This window comes from Pseudomonas sp. LB3P58 (assembly GCF_054897895.1).
This window is the reverse complement of sequence record NZ_JBUBVE010000001.1, coordinates 3,009,214-3,025,398: the sequence shown is the minus strand read 5'-3', so window position 1 is coordinate 3,025,398 and position 16,185 is coordinate 3,009,214. Positions and strand designations below refer to the sequence as shown.

Below are 16,185 nucleotides of genomic sequence, written 5' to 3'. Positions count from 1 at the left end.
GGTCACGCTTTCCCGGACGGCGCCAACAGGGCGTTCACTTCGCCATAGGTGAAGGCCTTCAGATCACGGCTGTCGAGTGTTCCTGTTTCCAGAAAGCTCTTGGCCAGTGCGCTCATGGCGCCATACAGAAACTCGGCGATGCGTGAACCCGCGCTCAAACGGCGTACGCCGAGGGCTTTCAACTCTTCAGGCGATGGCAAGCCGGGGAGCCCGAGGACGTTCAACGGCAACGGAGTGCCCTGGCACAGCGCAGCGATCTCGTACTCGGCGGTGACCCCGGCAGCAAACAAACCATCGGCACCGGCCGCCTGATACAACGCGGCGCGTCTGAGCGTCTCTGCCACGCGATCTTCGGCGGGCACCAGGCTCTTGAGGTACACATCGCTGCGGGCGTTGATGAACAGCTGCACATTTCGGCGACTGGCAACCTGCCGGGCGATTTCGATCTTGCGCACCAGCAGTTCGGGCGGGGACGCACCGTCCTCGATGTTGATCCCGACGGCCCCGGCGGCAATCACCGCATCGATGAGCTCGGCCACCTGCGTCAGGTCATCGGAATAACCGGCCTCGATGTCCACGGTCAACGGCACCGAAATCACCCGGGCGATGGACTCGACCGTTGATATCAAACGCTCAAGGGGCAGGGCGTTGCCATCCGGATAACCGTGAGCCCAAGCGACTGCCGCGCTGCTGGTGGCGACGGCTTTACAGCCCAGCTGTTCCACGATGCGCGCCCCGGCGGCATCGGCGACGTTGGTGAGGATCAGCAAGCCGTCGTGGTGCAACTGGTGAAATAGGTTGTCCATCGAATGTCCTTCCTTATGACTGATTGAGAGAGCCGGAAAGTAATCAGAATGCGAGTTGTTGCGTGATCTGCACCGCGGCTTTTTCCAGCCTGAGCAAGAACGCCTTGCGCGGTTGTCCTCCACCATAGCCGGTCAGCGAGCCGTCTGCGCCGATCACCCGGTGACAGGGCACGACAATCGAAAGACGGTTATGCCCGTTGGCCAGGCCCACGGCGCGACTGGCGCCGGGTTTGCCCAACAACGCCGCAATAGCGCCGTAGGTGCTGGTCTGGCCGTACGGGATCTTCGCCAGTTCGGCCCAGACCTGTCGGGCGAAATCGCTGCCAGGCAAGTGTAGTGGAACGTTGAAGTCAGTGAGTTTTCCGGCGAAATACTGCGTCAGCTCGGCTTCAATCTGCTGCAAATGCGCGTTATGTCCTGGCGCGACGGCATACCCGTATCGATTCTGCAATTCTTCGACTTCCTTGGTCAGCGCTGGCCGATCAAGAAACTCCAGCAGCACCAGCCCGCGTCGTTCGGCCATGGCAATCATCGGCCCCAGCGGTGTGGTCAGGCGAGTGAACAGCAGCGGCTCGCTGTTGGCGGCGCGGCCCGGCGTGATGTTGAAGGACTTTTGAAACGCATCGCGAAACCCGCTCAGGGACTCGTAGCCCGAGTCGAATGCGGCGTTGTCGATGGAGTCGCCCTGTTTGATCCCGCCCAACGCCATGCCGAGGCGTCGGGTGCGCAGCCAGGCGTGAAAGGTCATGCCGAAATGCTGCTTGAACCAGCGGCGCAGTTTTAGCGGTTCGATGCCTTCGGCCAACAGCTGGGCATCGGTCCAGCGCTGGTCGGGATCGGCGTCTACCGATTTGAGCAGCCGCTGCACCCAGTCCGGTGCAATGGCCGCCGCGTCCAGTGGTTTGCAGCGCAGGCAAGCGCGGTAGCCCGCGGACATGCACTCATCGGCATGGGCGAAGAACTCGACGTTCTCCGGCTTCGGTTTGCGCGCCGTGCAACTGGGGCGACAGAAGATGCCGGTGGTTTTGACCGCGGTAAAGAACACCCCCTCGTAGGCGGTGTCTCGTTCGAGCATGGCGCGAACCATCTCTGCGTGGGGCGGAAGCACAGCGTTTTGTAGGTTCATGAAGTGAGCATAAGACGCGTCGCCCAACGCCTCCACCGGAAAATCGACAGAGAATTCCAGTCATTCGTCATGAGGAACTGCCTAATGCCTATGTCGGTGATGGATGTCCGGAAAATGTGGATGACTGTGGCGCAGCGGTGTGTGTTCATGTTCGTGACTGTGGGGTTCGGTCCCGTCCCACTGGAACGAATGTTCATGTTGATGATGCTCGTCATGCACGTGGCGATGAGCATGCTTGAGCGCCTCATGTTGATGCTCATGGGCATGACGTTCCTTGAGGTGAATCCATACCCCAAGGCCCATCAACAGCGAAGCGGCCCAGAACGTCAGCGTGACGGGTTCATTCAGCAGCAAGATGGCAATCGCCGCGCCGAGGAAAGGTGCCGTGGAAAAGTAGGCGCCGGTACGCGCAGTGCCCAGGCCTCGAAGCGCCAGAACGAACAACACCAGGCTGATGCCATACCCCAGGAAACCGACGATCAACGTAGGCCCCAGCACCGTCATGTGCGGCAGTGTTGCGCCGAGCAACAGCGCCAGAGAACAGTTCACCGCCCCGGCGACCAACCCCTTGATGCCGGCAATAAACAGCGCATCCGAGGCCGACACCTTGCGCGTCAGGTTGTTATCGATCGCCCAGCAGACACAGGCCAGCGCTACCGCCAACGGTCCGATCCAGCCCTGTGACTGCGCCAGGTTCTGGGGCCAGGCCAGCAGCAAGCCACCGGCGACGATTGCCAGCATTCCGGCGACGATGCGCCGGTCAGCGTTCTCCTTGAATACCACCCAGGCCAGCACGGCGGTCAATACCGATTCGAGATTGAGCATCAACGAGGCCGTGGCGCCAGAGGTCAGGGTCAAACCGAACATCAGCGCCACAGGCCCGAGCACGCCGCCAAAAGCGATGGCACCGATCAGCCATGGCCACTCCGACGATTTCAGGCCGCTAGGCTGCCAGCCTCGGTCGCGCAACAGTCTGACGAGCGTCAGGCCCAGACCACTGCCGAGGTACAACAACCCGGCCAAAAGGATCGGCGAAAGGTTCAAGCCCAGCAACTTGGCCAATGGCGTACTCGCGCCAAAAAGAGCGGCAGCGCCAAGGGCGTAGACAACGTTCAGGTTCATTCAAGGCTCGTTGGGAATTGAGACGGGATGACACGCAGTTTGAACCTGCGTTGCATCCCGTCAATCCATAACTTCAGGCCCGGCGCGCCATCAGCAACACCGAAGCCGCTGCCGATAACAATCCTGCGCAGCAACGATTGAATATCCGCTTGCCCCGGGGTTCGGCGAACCAGCGGCGCATGTGCAGGCCCATGTAGGCGTAGGCACCGATGGCGATCCACTCCAGCACCAGGAACAACGCGCCCAACACGGCGAATGTCGGCCCGCGCCCCGGGCGCGGCCGCGCTTATACATTCGGCCTTGTGCTGGTTTTTTCGCTCTGTGGGCGCAAATGATTGAGTACTAGACTATTCGTCTTGCTGACTCGAATTCGAATAATCGAACCAGACGAACTGTTTTCCATCGCTTTCCAGGCATTCCTGAGCGCAAATATTGCCCTGTGCTAGACACGCTTGAATCGATTTTTCATCACCGGCGGGGACAACGACACGCACCGTTCGGAGGCCACTTTCAAGTCCATGGGATATCAATCGGTCGGCAATACGTGAAAGAAGGTCGGGGTCTGTCTGGCTCTCGGATAAGTTGGCGCAGGCGTGTCCTACGTCAGCAACCTGGAGGGCGTCCATTTCGAGTACCAAGCTTGCGATTCCGACCCGGTCCGGGCCGTCCGTGAACACGTCGTAGAAGTAAACGGGAGCCCCGGTTGGTTTGAAAATTTTAACCGATTGAGGATGAAGCTCGAAGCCTAACCCATTGAGTACTTGTGGCTCTGAGTAAACATCATCTGCAGACAACTCGCGAAGGTCGTTACCTTTTACAACGGTCATAAAAATCCCTCTCTGTCCTGTGTTCAATTTTTTGCCGGGGGAGTTGGTCTGCCTAGATTAGATGAGATTTACGAGTTCGCCGGCCGGCTGCTCTTGGTCGTCGATACCAGCCTGTCTGCGGAATTTAGTTGTGTTGCATCGACCGGTTGAATCCACAACCCATAGCAGACGGTCGCGGACTTAAGAAACCTTGGGCGAAGTTGACGCGATTTAAAGCTTAGCTATTACTCATTACTAGCGCGGTTATTGGCCATTCTTTGATCGGCTGTAACAATCTGATGCCCCGGCCAGCGGCGGCTCACCAGGGCCGTCCGCTGGATACGGTTGTTAGCGGCTCATGTAACTTTGACGATCTGCGGTGGATTCCACGTCCCTTTGCCAGGAGGCAGGATGGAAGGTGTTTCCGTCTTCGGCCAATACAGGCGCATCACCATGTAGATCAGATCATTCGGTGCAGGCAGCCAGTTGCTTTCCTTGTCTGCACCGGGTGAATCCTTCTGGATGTACAGCGTCAGCGAGCCGTCGGGGTTCTTCTTCATGTCGGGTAGCATCGGCGCGTTGATGAGGTAGCGATTGATCGGATTCTTGATCAGCAGTTGCGACTTGCCGTCGTACATCGTCACCGACCAGAAGGCATTGACTGGCGGGAGTTGCCCGGCAGGAAAGGTGATCGTGTAGTTGTGCTTGCTGCCGTCGAGTCGCTCGCCATTGGGTAAGGTACTGGTTATCGGATACGTGGCCTCATCGGCATCGTTGGCGTAGATGCCCGCTTGCGCGACGGCAGCGCGCTTCAGCCAGTCGCCGTTATAAAAGGCACTGTTGCCGCCGGCACCGGCAATGTTCCAGCCGTTGATCTTCGTGCCGAGATTCTTGATCCCATCCTCGACCTTTGCATGCCCGGCCTGCATGCCCTGAACGATGGCGGCCTTCTGCTCGGCCGATAGGGCCTGGAAGTTAAAATCCTTCCCTACGCCGATTTGGGCAAGTTTCTCGCGGATCGCCACTTCAACCGGTGCGACGGGATCGAACTGCAAGGCAAAGTCCAGGTACTTGAAGAAGTCGGTCTTCACCAGGTCTTTGTCGATCTTCGGGAAATCAATCGGCGGCGCGGCAGGTGGTGCGGGTTGCTTGAGATAGGCGGAAAGCGGTTGTGCCTTGTAGCCGGATTGGATCTTTTCGACGTTCGATATATCAGTTGGGTTGAACAGCTGGGTTCGATAAATCGCGAAGGGCAGTTGCGTGCGGGAATGAAACACCTTCTTGATGCCCGGAGGAGTCGCGCCTTTCCATTCGGGGCCGACCACCATGTAATCGCCGGCTTCATTGCCGGTGGTACGGTTGCCGATGTAACCGAAGTTGTAAGTATTGCCGTCGATGAGCTGCACCGAGTAGTAGCGCGGTTTCTCTACCACTGGCACCGAGAGCACGACTGGCTCGCTACGCACGTCCATGAACATAAGGGAATAGGGCGTGTCGCTGTTCGGCGAGATGATGGCCGTGTCCTGGTAGGTAGCGACGTGATGCAGGCTATGGATCTGGTTGAACGGCGCCTTGAACTGGCTGGAGTTCTTGTCCACCGCGTAGTCGTACATGATCGCGTAGTTCATCACGATGGGCAGACCGTAGATGTAGCCTTCCTCGGCGATGGCTTTCGTTTCGGCGGGCGTGATGTCTGCTGCTTGGGCGAGCGTAAATCCAAAGGACGCGAGCAATACCATCGCACAGCCAAATGTTCTCGGTAGTGTGGTTATCATGAACCTGAAACTCCATTTTTCGAATTAGATGAGTAAGTCGGTCAACTAACTACTAATCAGGCGATATTCAATGTCGTGTTTGCTCACGACTTGATATCTCATAACGCTCCTTGTCTTGCTGTAAGTCTTTGTTTTTGCCTAAATTGGTCGGCGCGAGCGCGAGACTGATCGAGGAGAAACACGACGGATGGCAAGCTCAGACTGCTCGGTCAGTATAAGCAGCAAATCAAACAACGCTGCTTACATGACATCAACTTGTCCTCTGACTTCTGGCCGGTAGCGAATTTTCGTGCCAGCCAGCATGGCTAGACATTGATGTGTGTCACACCGCCGCCCCCTTCGGACGCCCAGGGCTCCCCAGCGAAACCTTTCGGAGCCCCGTAAAGAGTTGGAAGGGTATGACGGTATGGTTCGTATAGAGTGCAAAGGGCCAATAACCTTTTCTAGGCGCTTCAGACTGGCTGCTTTTGGCTGTGGCGGTCATTCAAAATACTTTATATAGGCAATCGTTAGGATTACCGGCCGCCACCAGGAACTCTTGCCGCGCCAACGCCAGCGTCCCCACCGGCGCGCCCGCCACCACGTTTTCCGCCCCGGGATCCGCGCGCCACAATTGCCAGGCGAGGTAGAGCAGATACGCCGCCCCCAGAATCTTGATCCCGTAGAACAACAACTCTGACGTTTGCAGCACCACCGCCAGCCCCGCTGACGCGAGGGCGATCATGCCGGCGAACGCGAGCAGCCGACCGATCCCGGCGACACAGGCGATGCGATAGCCGTAGCGGGTCGAGTTGCTGACCGACAGCAGGTTGTTCGGCCCGGGTGCCATGTTCAGGGCGAAGCAGGCCGGCAGAAACAGGGTGAGGGTGGCGAGGTCCATGGCGGGGCTCCAAAAGCAGGAACGGTATTTTTATCACAGGCGCGGGGTGGCTTGACCCATACAGTGGTGGACGTCGGTCGCGGTACAGCTGAGGGGTGTTTTGTTCAATACAGCCATCAACTCGCTCTTTACCTTGAGGCCTCGTTCAACTGAATAGAAGAAGGTCTGTGATGAGTCTGATGATGTCCATGGCGGCGTTTGCACTGGTCGCTTCGATCACACCGGGGCCGGTGAATATCGTTGCATTGGGTTCCGGCGCCCGGTACGGCTTTCGGGCGACGTTGCGCCATGTCTTGGGTGCAACGCTGGGGTTTGTGTTGCTGCTGGTATTGATGGGCTTGGGTCTGCATGAACTGTTGGTGGTCTGGCCGTTTTTGACGCGTGGTGTGCAGTTGGCCGGGGTCGCGTTTCTGCTGTTCATGGCCTGGAAACTGGCAGCGGATAATGGCCGGCTCGGGGCGGGCAAAGAGGACAAGGCGCCCTCGATGTTCTATGGCGCATTGATGCAGTGGCTCAATCCCAAGGCCTGGCTGGCCTGTGTCGCGGGGATGGGGGCGTTTGTCGCCGACGGCGATGCGCGACTGGTCTGGCAGTTCGCGGCGATCTATCTGGTGGTGTGTTATTTGTCGGTGGCCTGCTGGGCCTATGCCGGGACATTTCTGCGCGGGTATTTGAGCAACGCCAGGGGCATGCGGTTGTTCAACCGGAGCATGGCATTGCTGTTGGTGGTGTGTGCGGGATATCTGATCCGGTCCTAGATTCCCTGCATCAGGCCAGACCGCTCAGCGCGTTTTCTACCAGGACCGGCAGGGCGTTGAATCGATTGGCTCGTAGTTCCGTAATTGCATAGATCGCACGTGCGGTACGGCCATTTCCGTCGACAAAGCTGTGGTAACCCAGGAATGAGCCGAGCAACTGTTTGCCGAAGTATTCTTGGGCCGGGTCCAGGGTCGCCAAGTGTTTCTCCAGCATCGCCGCGCCCGAAACGTTGGAAGGGTAGCGGGCCTGAGCGGTAGGGCTGCGCAAGGCGTCTGTCGCCTCGGGCACCAGGCGTCGATGCAGTTCTTTGTACACCGCAGGGTCGGTCAGGGACTTGCCGTTTTCGCTGTATTCGTGGAGCAGCGACGTGATGGTGTCTGCCTCGTTACGAGAATTAGACGCTTTGAGAATCCAGGCAGCGGCTCGATCAGCGTTGTCGGTCAACCGGTTCGGGTTAAAGGACACATCATCGAGAATGCCGCTGTAAGGTGCTTTGCCAAGGTCCGAAGCGAGCAATGTTTTTTGATGTTGATTCATGGCCGTCAGGTTTTTGTACTCCACCTCCAGAAGGTCATTGAACAGCTCCGGCAGTGTCGTGTGATCCTTGAACTGTTGCAGGTTATCCAGGGAAAACTTTTGCGCTTGCTGGCGAATCAGCGAGTCGACTGCGTCAGGACCCAGAATATTCGTCAGCGATGGCGTGGTGTCAGACGTGCACGCGATATCGGCCAACGCATTTTCCAACAGGTGCTGAAGTTCTTGTTCAGGCACTTGCTTGAGCAGCTTCGCGTCATTGGCGTGCAGGTTTTTCAGTACCTCCCCGGCCGTTTCGATACCGTCGCTTTTAAACAACGCCCGTGCGTGAGCCACGGTGTCCAGGTCCCTGCGCAGCTGCGATGCCACACCGGTGTGGTTGATGGCCTTGATCAGATCATAGGAATTGGCCCCGGTCAGATGCCGCAACTGGTTACGGGCGATATGGGCACCGGAGGCGGCGTAATGGCCAACTTTTAATGCGCCTTTGCCAATCAGCTTCGCACCGCCCTTGACCAGTTGCGGGATGGCGTCCAAGGGGTTGAATAGTCCGACCACGGCACCGGCACCGATCCGCGATGCAAAAAGCAGTTTCGTTACCACGGTCGTGGCTTTGCTGCTGATGGCTGCAACTTTTCCGGGCACGATGGCAAAAGCAAATACAAGCGCCGCTGCATCCATGACGCACCCCAGCAGAGCGTTTCGCTGCCGCTCGGGAACGCCCGAAGACATCTCTTCGACGCACTCCTTGAACGGAATGATCATATTGAGAACGGTATTGAAAATGGCATCGAACTTCTCGATTGCCCGTTCCCGTTCGGTGGGGTCGAGACCAATCTGCTTCAACTCTTCGACGGTGAAATAAGGGTTTTTTTCAGCAACACGACGGCTGAGTTCTTCTTTGCGCGTCGAGCGGAAGAACGGGTTTGCAGAGGTGGGGGCTGGAGTGTCCAGTGATGCCTGGAACTCTCCGATCTTTCGGATGAATATCCTTGATCGGGCATTACTGCGTGGTGCCTGGTTTTGTAAGTAAGCCTGTACGTCAAGATCGACGTTATCGAACTTTTCACGGTCGACAAATTTTACCTCGTGGCCATTTCCCTCCTGCGTCACGAGTGGACGGAACACGGACTCAAGTTTCGGGTTGAATCGGCATTCCAGTCGTAACGGAAACAGCTCATAGCAACGAACCTGCGAATCCATATGCGCACAGAGGATCACACCATAACGGCCGGTTTCTCCTGGGGCGGCAGTCAAGGGGCGGACTACACCCCCCGGTGACGGTAAAGTTGGAAAGCGGGTCGTTGTGTATTTCTCAATGCAATAAATACCTACAGCGCCGTATTCAATGAAGGCGGCTTCATTGAGGGGCAATTGCGAAAGAGTCACTTCAATGTTGCTGGCCAGCGCTTCTGTTATAGCGCTGTGGTGCCTGTTGATGGCGTCTTCATACAAGTAGCTGGCGGGATATAACCTGGCCAAGCCGGGGAATGATTGGTAGATACTGGTTCCGTTGACGCGATCCCAATCCTGGCTGTGAAGTTCATCGCCCATATAAAGATCGAGAACCGATACCTTACGCCCGGCGCCGCCACCGCTGCCGCGGTGTTTAACCAACAGTTCGTCAGGGTCGCAGCCTGGTGCCCTGGACTTCAGCTTTTTGAGCGCGAGTGGTTTGCGGTGGGGTATTGCTTTACCGAGAGCTGTGGCGGCGTTCAGTATTTTGTCGAGGTACTTTTCGTATTCCTCAGCGGCCAGGGTTATCGCTTTCTGGCTCAGGTTGCCATCGGCGTCCCGGGCAATAATTTTGTTCATCAATGCCCAGGTGACCACCGGATCCACCGAATGGGTGGCATGCAACGAAGCCAGTTGCCGGGTTGCCTGGGAAGACTTGCTCAGGCCGAGCAGGTGTTGATAGGTCATTTTGCGCGAGACCCCCGGGATAAGTGCTTCGGCAAAATGTACGGCTTGAGTGCCTACCACCCAGGCTGGCGTTCCGAGGCGCATTTCGGACGGCCAGCCAGTAAACAGGTATTGCGGCGCCATACCGCCAAGCACCAGCTGCGCAACGAGCGGTGCGAACATTTGATCAAGCTTGAGACTGTCGACCAGATGCTTTTCCAGACCCCTGAGCACACTGGACGGATGACGCATGAAGTCATCGGCTGAGTAGAGGTCGAAATCGGCAAACATTGTATTGGCGCTGTCGACGGCGGGATCGAGGTCGAGCAGCATGGCGGCGATCAGCAATTGCTCGACAAACTCTTGTGACGGTTTTGGCTTGGTCTCGTCGGTGAACCAGCCCAGGGCATCGATATACGCTTGTCCTTGTTCCGAGACCCAAACAGCAATTTCGATCAGTTTTGGTAAGCGATAATCAAGACTGGTGGGTAGACGATCTGCCGAGGCGCTTTCTAACAGCAGATGAGCGCCAAAAATTGCCACCAGGGTGGTCTCGCCGCCGGTTAAACCCTCGGTCACCTGACGAATAATGGCGCGATTGTTCTCGGTGAGTTTGAAGGGCGAGTCTTCGGGGGCATCCAGAAGTTGCCAATAGTTACCAAACCGAGGGCCCTCGGGTAGGGTCGCGAAGTTGAGCAGATCAATCAGCTCTTTGGCGTCCTGTTCGTTGGAGGGTAATGGCAAACCCTGGAAGTCGAGCCATTGGCCTACCGAAATCCACTCGCTTGAACTGATGAATCCGCCAGCGACTGCGGCCATTTTTGTCAGCAGTTTCAGGTCTTCTTCGAGTGCCGCAATACCGGCCACATGAGCGGTGATGTCCGTGCGCGAGAAGAAGTTGCTAGTCCTGATGAGCAGAGGGTCCGGATGCGCGGTGGAACTCAGGTTTTCCCAAACATGATAGATACGGCCACTTTTATCGACTTGATAAGCTGCGTGGTCGGGTAGGGAGCGTTTGCGCTGCATATTCAGAAAATCCGGATGCCGGATCAGTCTCCTAAGGCAAAAGCTCAGCGGACGGTGAACCAGATCAAAGCTTGAACCTGTCACGCTCTTGGTGGCCAGGAGATCCCAGGACCCTTGAAGGGTCATTTGAACATAATCGTTACGGAAAAAGTCTTCCAGTGCTTTGGTGATCGCCTGCTTTTGACGTTCATTACTGGACATAACTGCACTGTTGTCAAAGTTGTGCATTGCTGAAGTTCCTTCTTCGGGCATTGTTACTGTGGACTTTAATGTTTGTTGGTCAGAGGTCAGTGTGTTCCAGCAGTCGTTGCCTCAAGCCGTATTCGGGTTTGCAGGTTAGAGGTATATATAGAGTTGTGTCATTTGCGCTGTATGTCGGCATGTAATTTTTTATATTGAAGTGCTGCCGTGTAATGCGAGATAACGCTGATGTGCTGCTGTTGTTAGGGGGGGAAGTTAACTAAGAGTGTGTGTTGCTGATTGTATAAGGCTGCGTGGGTCGACAAATTTATTCAAAAACCAACGCAGGTTATTGCTTTTAACCGCGATACTGCCCCGGTGTCGCCGCCAGATGTTGTTTGAACGCTCGCTGAAAATGCGCCTGATCGGCAAACCCGGCTTCGAGTGCCACATCGGCGATCAGCTTGCCGCTGCGCAACTGATCGCGGGCGAACTGGATACGCCGATTGACCAGAAAAGCGTGGGGCGTCATGCCGTAATGCTGCTTGAACGCACGAATCAGGTAGGACGGCGATAGCTGAGCCGCCTCGCAAATGTCTTCGAGCTTGAGCAGGTGCGTGCAGTTGTCGCGGATGTAATCGGCCGCCCGTTCCAGTTTGAAATTGGGCTCGCGCAGCGGTTGATCGATCGGATTGAGCCGCTGCTGTACGTCGGTGAAAAACTCCACGGCCGCGCTTTGCTTGCACAACACGTCTTGCTGCGCATCGACCAATACTTCGTACAAACCCTTCAGGCCGGCAAACAGGTCGCTGTCGTCAGTGTGGGTGATGGAAAACCGGCGAAACGCCAAGTCCTGGCTGAAGCCGAGCTGGTGCTGCAAATCGGTCAGCCAGGGTGTCTCGACGTACAGCATCAGGTACGACCACGGTTGGTCATCGATGGGGTTGCAGGCGTGGACTTCACCGGGATTCATCAGCACCACGGTGCCGGCACCAACCTGAAACTCCGATTGCTCATGGAGGTAGGTACTGCGCCCGGCCGTGATCGCACCGATGGAAAAGTGCTCGTGGGAATGCCGGGTGTAACAGACCTCGCGGCCGTCGGCGATGGAGCGGGCTTCGATGAAGGGCAGGGCGTCGTCGCGCCAGAAGCGCGGGGCTTTGTCAGCGTTTTTGGCAACGGCGGGCTTCATGGTCAGCGTCCTGGCAGGTCAGCGTCGCAGTGTATTAGCTCTCGCCGGCAAAGGCTCGTTGCAGCGCTGCGATGTCGAGTTTTTTCATCTGCAACATCGCCGTCATTGCGCGTTGGGATTTTGCCGTGTCGGGGTCTTTCATCATGTCCATCAGGGCCACCGGTACGATCTGCCAGGACACGCCGAATTTGTCCTTGAGCCAGCCGCATTGCTGGGCCTCAACGGGCCCGCCCGCGGACAGGCGCCCCCAGAAGTGGTCGACTTCTTCCTGAGTGTGGCAATTGACCTGAAATGAAACCGCTTCATTGAACTTGAAAATGGGTCCGCCGTTGAGGCCGGTAAAACTCTGCCCGTCCAGTTCGAAACTGACCGTCATCACCGAGCCTTCGGACCTGCCGTGGATCTCCTGACCGGCCTTGCCGTAGTGGGTGGTGGCGCTGATTTTCGAATGATCGAAGATCGCACAGTAGAACTTCGCGGCCTCCTCGGCCTGATTGTCGAACCACAGGCAGGGCGTGAGTTTTTGAACGCGGTGCATGGTGTAGCTCCTCTACGAATGACTCAGGCTGGACTTTGAACGTAGTCAGCCTCGGGTCGTCTGGCCGTACCGTAGATCGACAAGTTGAAAGAGTTTCCTTTCGATGGAATCAACAATGTCGGCATGACCCGATAGCCGCTAGACTTGCCGACCTGGTTTGCCGCAAGGACGCTCTGCATCATGGTCGCCCCTCGTTTATTGGCTGTTTCCTGTCTGCTGGCTGCCGCTGCTGTAAGCGCCGGGCCGTTGACGTATCACCTCACGGACCCCGCGAAGAAATACGTCATTGACGTGCTGTTTGCACAGCCGCCCACCCAGACTTTCGACGGCGCTCCTGCGCTGATCACGTTGCGCGAAAGGGCTGGCGGTCAGGTGCTGCAACGCATCGAGTCAGCCGAAGCGTTCGCCCTGTTCAAGCCAGGCCGCAAAGCTTCGGAGTTCGACCGCAACCTGGCGTATGCCGATCAAAGTCTGCTGTTGTTCGGCGATTTCAATTTCGACGGGCAACAAGATCTTGCCGTACGCAATGGCAATGATGCGGGCTATGGCGGTCCTTCCTACGACATCTATCTGTTCGATCCCGAGAGCCCGATGCTCGTGTTGAGCCCGTCCTTTTCCGCACTGACCCGTGACGCAAATCTGGGCATGTTCGACATCGACCCCGTCACCAAGCGCCTGCATACCCAGTCCAAAAGCGGTTGCTGCTGGCGCCAGAGCGCGACTTGGCAAATTCAGGACAACCGCCCTGTGAAGGTGGCCGAGAAAACAGAGGTGGTGCAAAAACCGTCGGAAACCAACCCGTTCATGCCTTATGGCTATGTGGATGTTACCGATCGTGAACTGAAATCCGGCCAGTGGACGGAGCGTCGTCGCCTCGAGGGTCCCGTCGGTGAAGCGCCGGTCATGTTGCGCGGCACCCTCGATGACAAGATCCCCGTTGAGCTGTGGTGGCAACGTCAGGGTGATGTCTACGTTGGGGAAGTTCGCTACAGCAAGACCGGCAGCGGTCAACCGATCCGGCTGGTGGGCAATACCTACGAAGAGGGTGGAATCGTTCTGCGTGAACTGGACGACGACGGTCAGATGATCGGCAACTGGTTCGTCGAAGGCACGCCGAACGAACAGGGCAGCCAGACCGGCACGTGGATCAACGGCTCTCGTCAATTAAGCATCAATGTGAGGCCGACCGCGTTCAAAGTCGCCGCGCAAAAGCTTGAGCGGGTTGCTGACAGTCAGCGAGAAGGGCGCTACCTCGTGAGCAATGTCCAGGATCAGCGTGTCGGCGAGTTGACCTTCAAAGTCTTGCCAGGAATCGACAACGGCCCCGAGATGGCGGACATCAACCTGAGCGTCTTTCAGCTCAAGGAGCCGCCCGTCGAAGTGCATCATCAGTATCCGCTGCTCGCCGGCAACCTTGTCATTGCACTGGACCCCGAGGGCGATCCGCTGTTTCGCCTGCAGTTGCTCAATGGCGCCGCAGAAGTGACCGGTTTTGGTGAGTATCAGAAGTACAGCGCGGCTTACGTGAAACAACCTTGATGTAGTCGTAATGACTTTTTTAGGGTCGATATGACGGTTTTTGAATGTAGTCATACTGTGAAGGCGACGGTTCAGCTGCGCCCCAGGCCTCCTTTTTCAGCGATCCACCGGGTGGCCAAATCAATAAAGGCCCGCAGTTTTGGCTGTGTCTGGGTGCGGCTGGGGAAGTACAGGTACAACGCCGAGCTGAGTGGCACGAAGGGTTGCAGCACCCGCTCCAGGCGTCCATCCGCCAACTCGTCGGCAATCTCCAGATCACAGGCATAGGCCAGGCCCGAACCGCTGCGAGCGGCCGCCACCAACAACCGGCGGTCATTGACGATCACGCCGCCCTCGACGCCCACGGTAAAGTCCCGACCCTCGCGGCGAAACTCCCAACGATGCGCGCTGCCGGAAGTCGAGAAGCGAAAGCCGATGCATTGATGTCGGGTCAGGTCTTCCGGGATGGCCGGTTTGCCAGCCTTGGCGAAGTACGCCGGAGAGCCCACCACCGACCATTGCAGGTCAGGTGTCAGGCGCACCGCGATCATGTCTTTTTCAATCGACTCTCCCAGGCGAATCCCGGCATCGAAGCCGCCGGCCATCAGGTCGACCGTGGCGTCGTCCAGGGATATATCGAGGGTCACTTGCGGGTAGGCCTCGCGGAACAGCGGAATCAGCGGCTCCATCAACAGGGTGCCGGACAATCGCGGTACGGTGAGTCGCAACGTGCCCATGGGCTGATCACGGAAACCGCTGAGCACCGCCAGTGCTTCATCGATTTCACTGGCCGCCGGACGCAAGCGGGCAAACAGACTGGCGCCGGCTTCGGTCAGCGCCACTCGGCGCGTGGTGCGCTGAAACAGCAGCACGCCGGTGCGCCGTTCCAGCAGTTTGATCGCATGACTGACGGCGGTGGGCGTAACGGCTAGCCGAGTCGCGGCCAGGGTGAAACTTTTGTGCTCGGCGACGGCGAGAAACTCGGTCAAACCATCAAACGGGTCGTGATTCATATCGGCGCCATTATGAAAGAGCGTTTCATAGTGCTTGTAACACGAGGGCATTTTTCCGACCAATGTTCCTGCGTACCTTGTGCTTACCCCAACGGCCTACAAGGATTCGCGATCATGACCACTTCCCAATACTTCAAACGTGTCTGGCTCATCACCGGTGCTTCTCGCGGTATCGGTGCCAAGATCGCTGCCGCCGCGCTGGCCAATGGTGACGCCGTGGTCGCCACCGCCCGTGACGCCAGCAGCATCACCCAGCGTTTTGGCGAGCAGCCAGGTTTGCTGGCCGCCACCCTTGATGTGACCAACGAAGCCCAGGGCGTCGCGGTCGCCAAGTCGGCCATCGAGCACTTCGGGCGCATCGACGTGCTGGTCAACAACGCCGGTTTCGGCTTGCTTGGCGCGGTGGAAGAAGCCAGCGCCGATGAAGTGAGGCGCGTGTACGAAACCAACGTCTTCGGCTTGCTGAATGTCACTCGCGCCGTCCTGCCGCACATGCGCGCCGCTCGCCGTGGTCATGTGATCAACATCTCTTCGGTGGGCGGTTATCAGTCGGCACCGGGTTACGGCGTGTACTGCTCGACCAAGTTTGCCGTCGAAGCATTGAGCGAAGCCTTGCACGGCGAGCTGGCGCCGCTGGGCGTCAATGTCACCGTGGTAGAGCCGGGTTACTTCCGTACCGACTTCCTCGACAGCAACTCTCTGGTCGAGTCCCCTGAAACAATTGCCGACTACGCGTCGACCTCCGGTGAAATGCGCAAAGTGGCGAAAGCCGTCAATCAGCAACAGCCAGGCGACCCGGAAAAACTCGCTCAGGCGATGATCATCCTGGTCGAGGCCGAACAACCACCGCTGCGCCTGCCGCTGGGCACGGACGCGGTGACTTACATCGAGGCCAAGAACGCCTTCGTCACCGGCGAGCTGAACGCATGGCGTGAGCTGTCGGTGTCCACCGACTTCTAAGCCCCCAACTGCTACAGAGCGATCCTGTTCGCCTTTATCGTGTGACCG

12 protein-coding genes and 2 pseudogenes are annotated in these 16,185 nt (G+C 57.6%); 3 read left to right on the top strand and 11 right to left on the bottom strand.

From position 1 onward, the window contains the following. Positions 1–2: 2 nt before the first annotated feature. The 7 genes and pseudogenes from ACYZTZ_RS13965 to ACYZTZ_RS13935 all read right to left on the bottom strand — a co-directional run. Positions 3–806 (bottom strand): isocitrate lyase/PEP mutase family protein, encoded by an 804-nt coding sequence (locus ACYZTZ_RS13965; RefSeq protein ID WP_461998623.1) that lies wholly within the window; start codon positions 804–806, stop codon positions 3–5. Positions 807–849: 43 nt separating this feature from the next. After that, positions 850–1,932, bottom strand: a complete 1,083-nt coding sequence (locus ACYZTZ_RS13960; protein WP_461998622.1) for a bifunctional transcriptional activator/DNA repair enzyme AdaA — start codon at positions 1,930–1,932, stop codon at positions 850–852. An 81-nt stretch (positions 1,933–2,013) separates the two neighbouring features. Next, positions 2,014–3,054, bottom strand: a complete 1,041-nt coding sequence (locus ACYZTZ_RS13955; protein ID WP_461998621.1) for a DMT family transporter — start codon at positions 3,052–3,054, stop codon at positions 2,014–2,016. Between the two features lie 73 nt (positions 3,055–3,127). Further along, positions 3,128–3,316, bottom strand: a pseudogene (locus ACYZTZ_RS13950) (LysE family translocator); the annotation flags it as partial. An 85-nt stretch (positions 3,317–3,401) separates the two neighbouring features. Next, positions 3,402–3,881, bottom strand: coding sequence for a hypothetical protein (locus ACYZTZ_RS13945; protein ID WP_461998620.1), 480 nt, complete (start codon positions 3,879–3,881; stop codon positions 3,402–3,404). A 335-nt stretch (positions 3,882–4,216) separates the two neighbouring features. Next, positions 4,217–5,599, bottom strand: a complete 1,383-nt coding sequence (locus ACYZTZ_RS13940) for a DUF1254 domain-containing protein (RefSeq protein WP_461998619.1) — start codon at positions 5,597–5,599, stop codon at positions 4,217–4,219. 535 nt (positions 5,600–6,134) lie between these two features. Next, positions 6,135–6,515: pseudogene (locus tag ACYZTZ_RS13935) on the bottom strand (LysE family translocator); the annotation flags it as partial. Positions 6,516–6,685: 170 nt separating this feature from the next. Between ACYZTZ_RS13935 and ACYZTZ_RS13930 the strand changes: the two are divergent. Next, positions 6,686–7,273: a LysE family translocator gene (locus ACYZTZ_RS13930; RefSeq protein ID WP_461998618.1), complete on the top strand. Its 588-nt coding sequence runs from the start codon at positions 6,686–6,688 to the stop codon at positions 7,271–7,273. A gap of 10 nt (positions 7,274–7,283) precedes the next feature. Here ACYZTZ_RS13930 and ACYZTZ_RS13925 read toward each other — a convergent pair whose 3' ends face one another. From ACYZTZ_RS13925 to ACYZTZ_RS13915, 3 genes are all read right to left on the bottom strand, one after another. Beyond that, positions 7,284–10,964 (bottom strand): hypothetical protein, encoded by a 3,681-nt coding sequence (locus ACYZTZ_RS13925; protein WP_461998616.1) that lies wholly within the window; start codon positions 10,962–10,964, stop codon positions 7,284–7,286. Positions 10,965–11,274: 310 nt separating this feature from the next. Beyond that, positions 11,275–12,108 (bottom strand): AraC family ligand binding domain-containing protein, encoded by an 834-nt coding sequence (locus ACYZTZ_RS13920; protein ID WP_461998615.1) that lies wholly within the window; start codon positions 12,106–12,108, stop codon positions 11,275–11,277. Between the two features lie 34 nt (positions 12,109–12,142). After that, positions 12,143–12,646, bottom strand: coding sequence for a VOC family protein (locus tag ACYZTZ_RS13915; RefSeq protein WP_461998614.1), 504 nt, complete (start codon positions 12,644–12,646; stop codon positions 12,143–12,145). Between the two features lie 180 nt (positions 12,647–12,826). Here ACYZTZ_RS13915 and ACYZTZ_RS13910 point away from each other — a divergent pair, with 180 nt between their 5' ends. Continuing rightward, positions 12,827–14,185, top strand: coding sequence for an XAC2610-related protein (locus ACYZTZ_RS13910; RefSeq protein WP_461998613.1), 1,359 nt, complete (start codon positions 12,827–12,829; stop codon positions 14,183–14,185). A 71-nt stretch (positions 14,186–14,256) separates the two neighbouring features. Here the strand turns inward: ACYZTZ_RS13910 and ACYZTZ_RS13905 are convergent, their stop codons facing one another. Continuing rightward, entirely contained in the window at positions 14,257–15,177 is a 921-nt protein-coding gene (locus ACYZTZ_RS13905; RefSeq protein WP_461998612.1) for a LysR family transcriptional regulator, read from the bottom strand. Between the two features lie 114 nt (positions 15,178–15,291). On the opposite strand from ACYZTZ_RS13905, the gene ACYZTZ_RS13900 reads away from it, so the two are divergent. Further along, a complete protein-coding gene (locus ACYZTZ_RS13900) occupies positions 15,292–16,137 on the top strand; it encodes an oxidoreductase (protein ID WP_461998611.1) in 846 nt (281 codons plus the stop codon). The last annotated feature ends 48 nt before the right edge of the window (positions 16,138–16,185 follow it).

What these genes read in the sequence shown, in the direction of transcription:
- ACYZTZ_RS13965 (WP_461998623.1), bottom strand. Translation starts at nt 806, where the DNA reads ATGGACAACCTATTTCACCAGTTGCACCACGACGGCTTGCTGATCCTC.
- ACYZTZ_RS13960 (WP_461998622.1), bottom strand. Translation starts at nt 1,932, where the DNA reads ATGAACCTACAAAACGCTGTGCTTCCGCCCCACGCAGAGATGGTTCGC.
- ACYZTZ_RS13955 (WP_461998621.1), bottom strand. Translation starts at nt 3,054, where the DNA reads ATGAACCTGAACGTTGTCTACGCCCTTGGCGCTGCCGCTCTTTTTGGC.
- ACYZTZ_RS13945 (WP_461998620.1), bottom strand. Translation starts at nt 3,881, where the DNA reads ATGACCGTTGTAAAAGGTAACGACCTTCGCGAGTTGTCTGCAGATGAT.
- ACYZTZ_RS13940 (WP_461998619.1), bottom strand. Translation starts at nt 5,599, where the DNA reads ATGGTATTGCTCGCGTCCTTTGGATTTACGCTCGCCCAAGCAGCAGAC.
- ACYZTZ_RS13930 (WP_461998618.1), top strand. Translation starts at nt 6,686, where the DNA reads ATGAGTCTGATGATGTCCATGGCGGCGTTTGCACTGGTCGCTTCGATC.
- ACYZTZ_RS13925 (WP_461998616.1), bottom strand. Translation starts at nt 10,964, where the DNA reads ATGCACAACTTTGACAACAGTGCAGTTATGTCCAGTAATGAACGTCAA.
- ACYZTZ_RS13920 (WP_461998615.1), bottom strand. Translation starts at nt 12,108, where the DNA reads ATGAAGCCCGCCGTTGCCAAAAACGCTGACAAAGCCCCGCGCTTCTGG.
- ACYZTZ_RS13915 (WP_461998614.1), bottom strand. Translation starts at nt 12,646, where the DNA reads ATGCACCGCGTTCAAAAACTCACGCCCTGCCTGTGGTTCGACAATCAG.
- ACYZTZ_RS13910 (WP_461998613.1), top strand. Translation starts at nt 12,827, where the DNA reads ATGGTCGCCCCTCGTTTATTGGCTGTTTCCTGTCTGCTGGCTGCCGCT.
- ACYZTZ_RS13905 (WP_461998612.1), bottom strand. Translation starts at nt 15,177, where the DNA reads ATGAATCACGACCCGTTTGATGGTTTGACCGAGTTTCTCGCCGTCGCC.
- ACYZTZ_RS13900 (WP_461998611.1), top strand. Translation starts at nt 15,292, where the DNA reads ATGACCACTTCCCAATACTTCAAACGTGTCTGGCTCATCACCGGTGCT.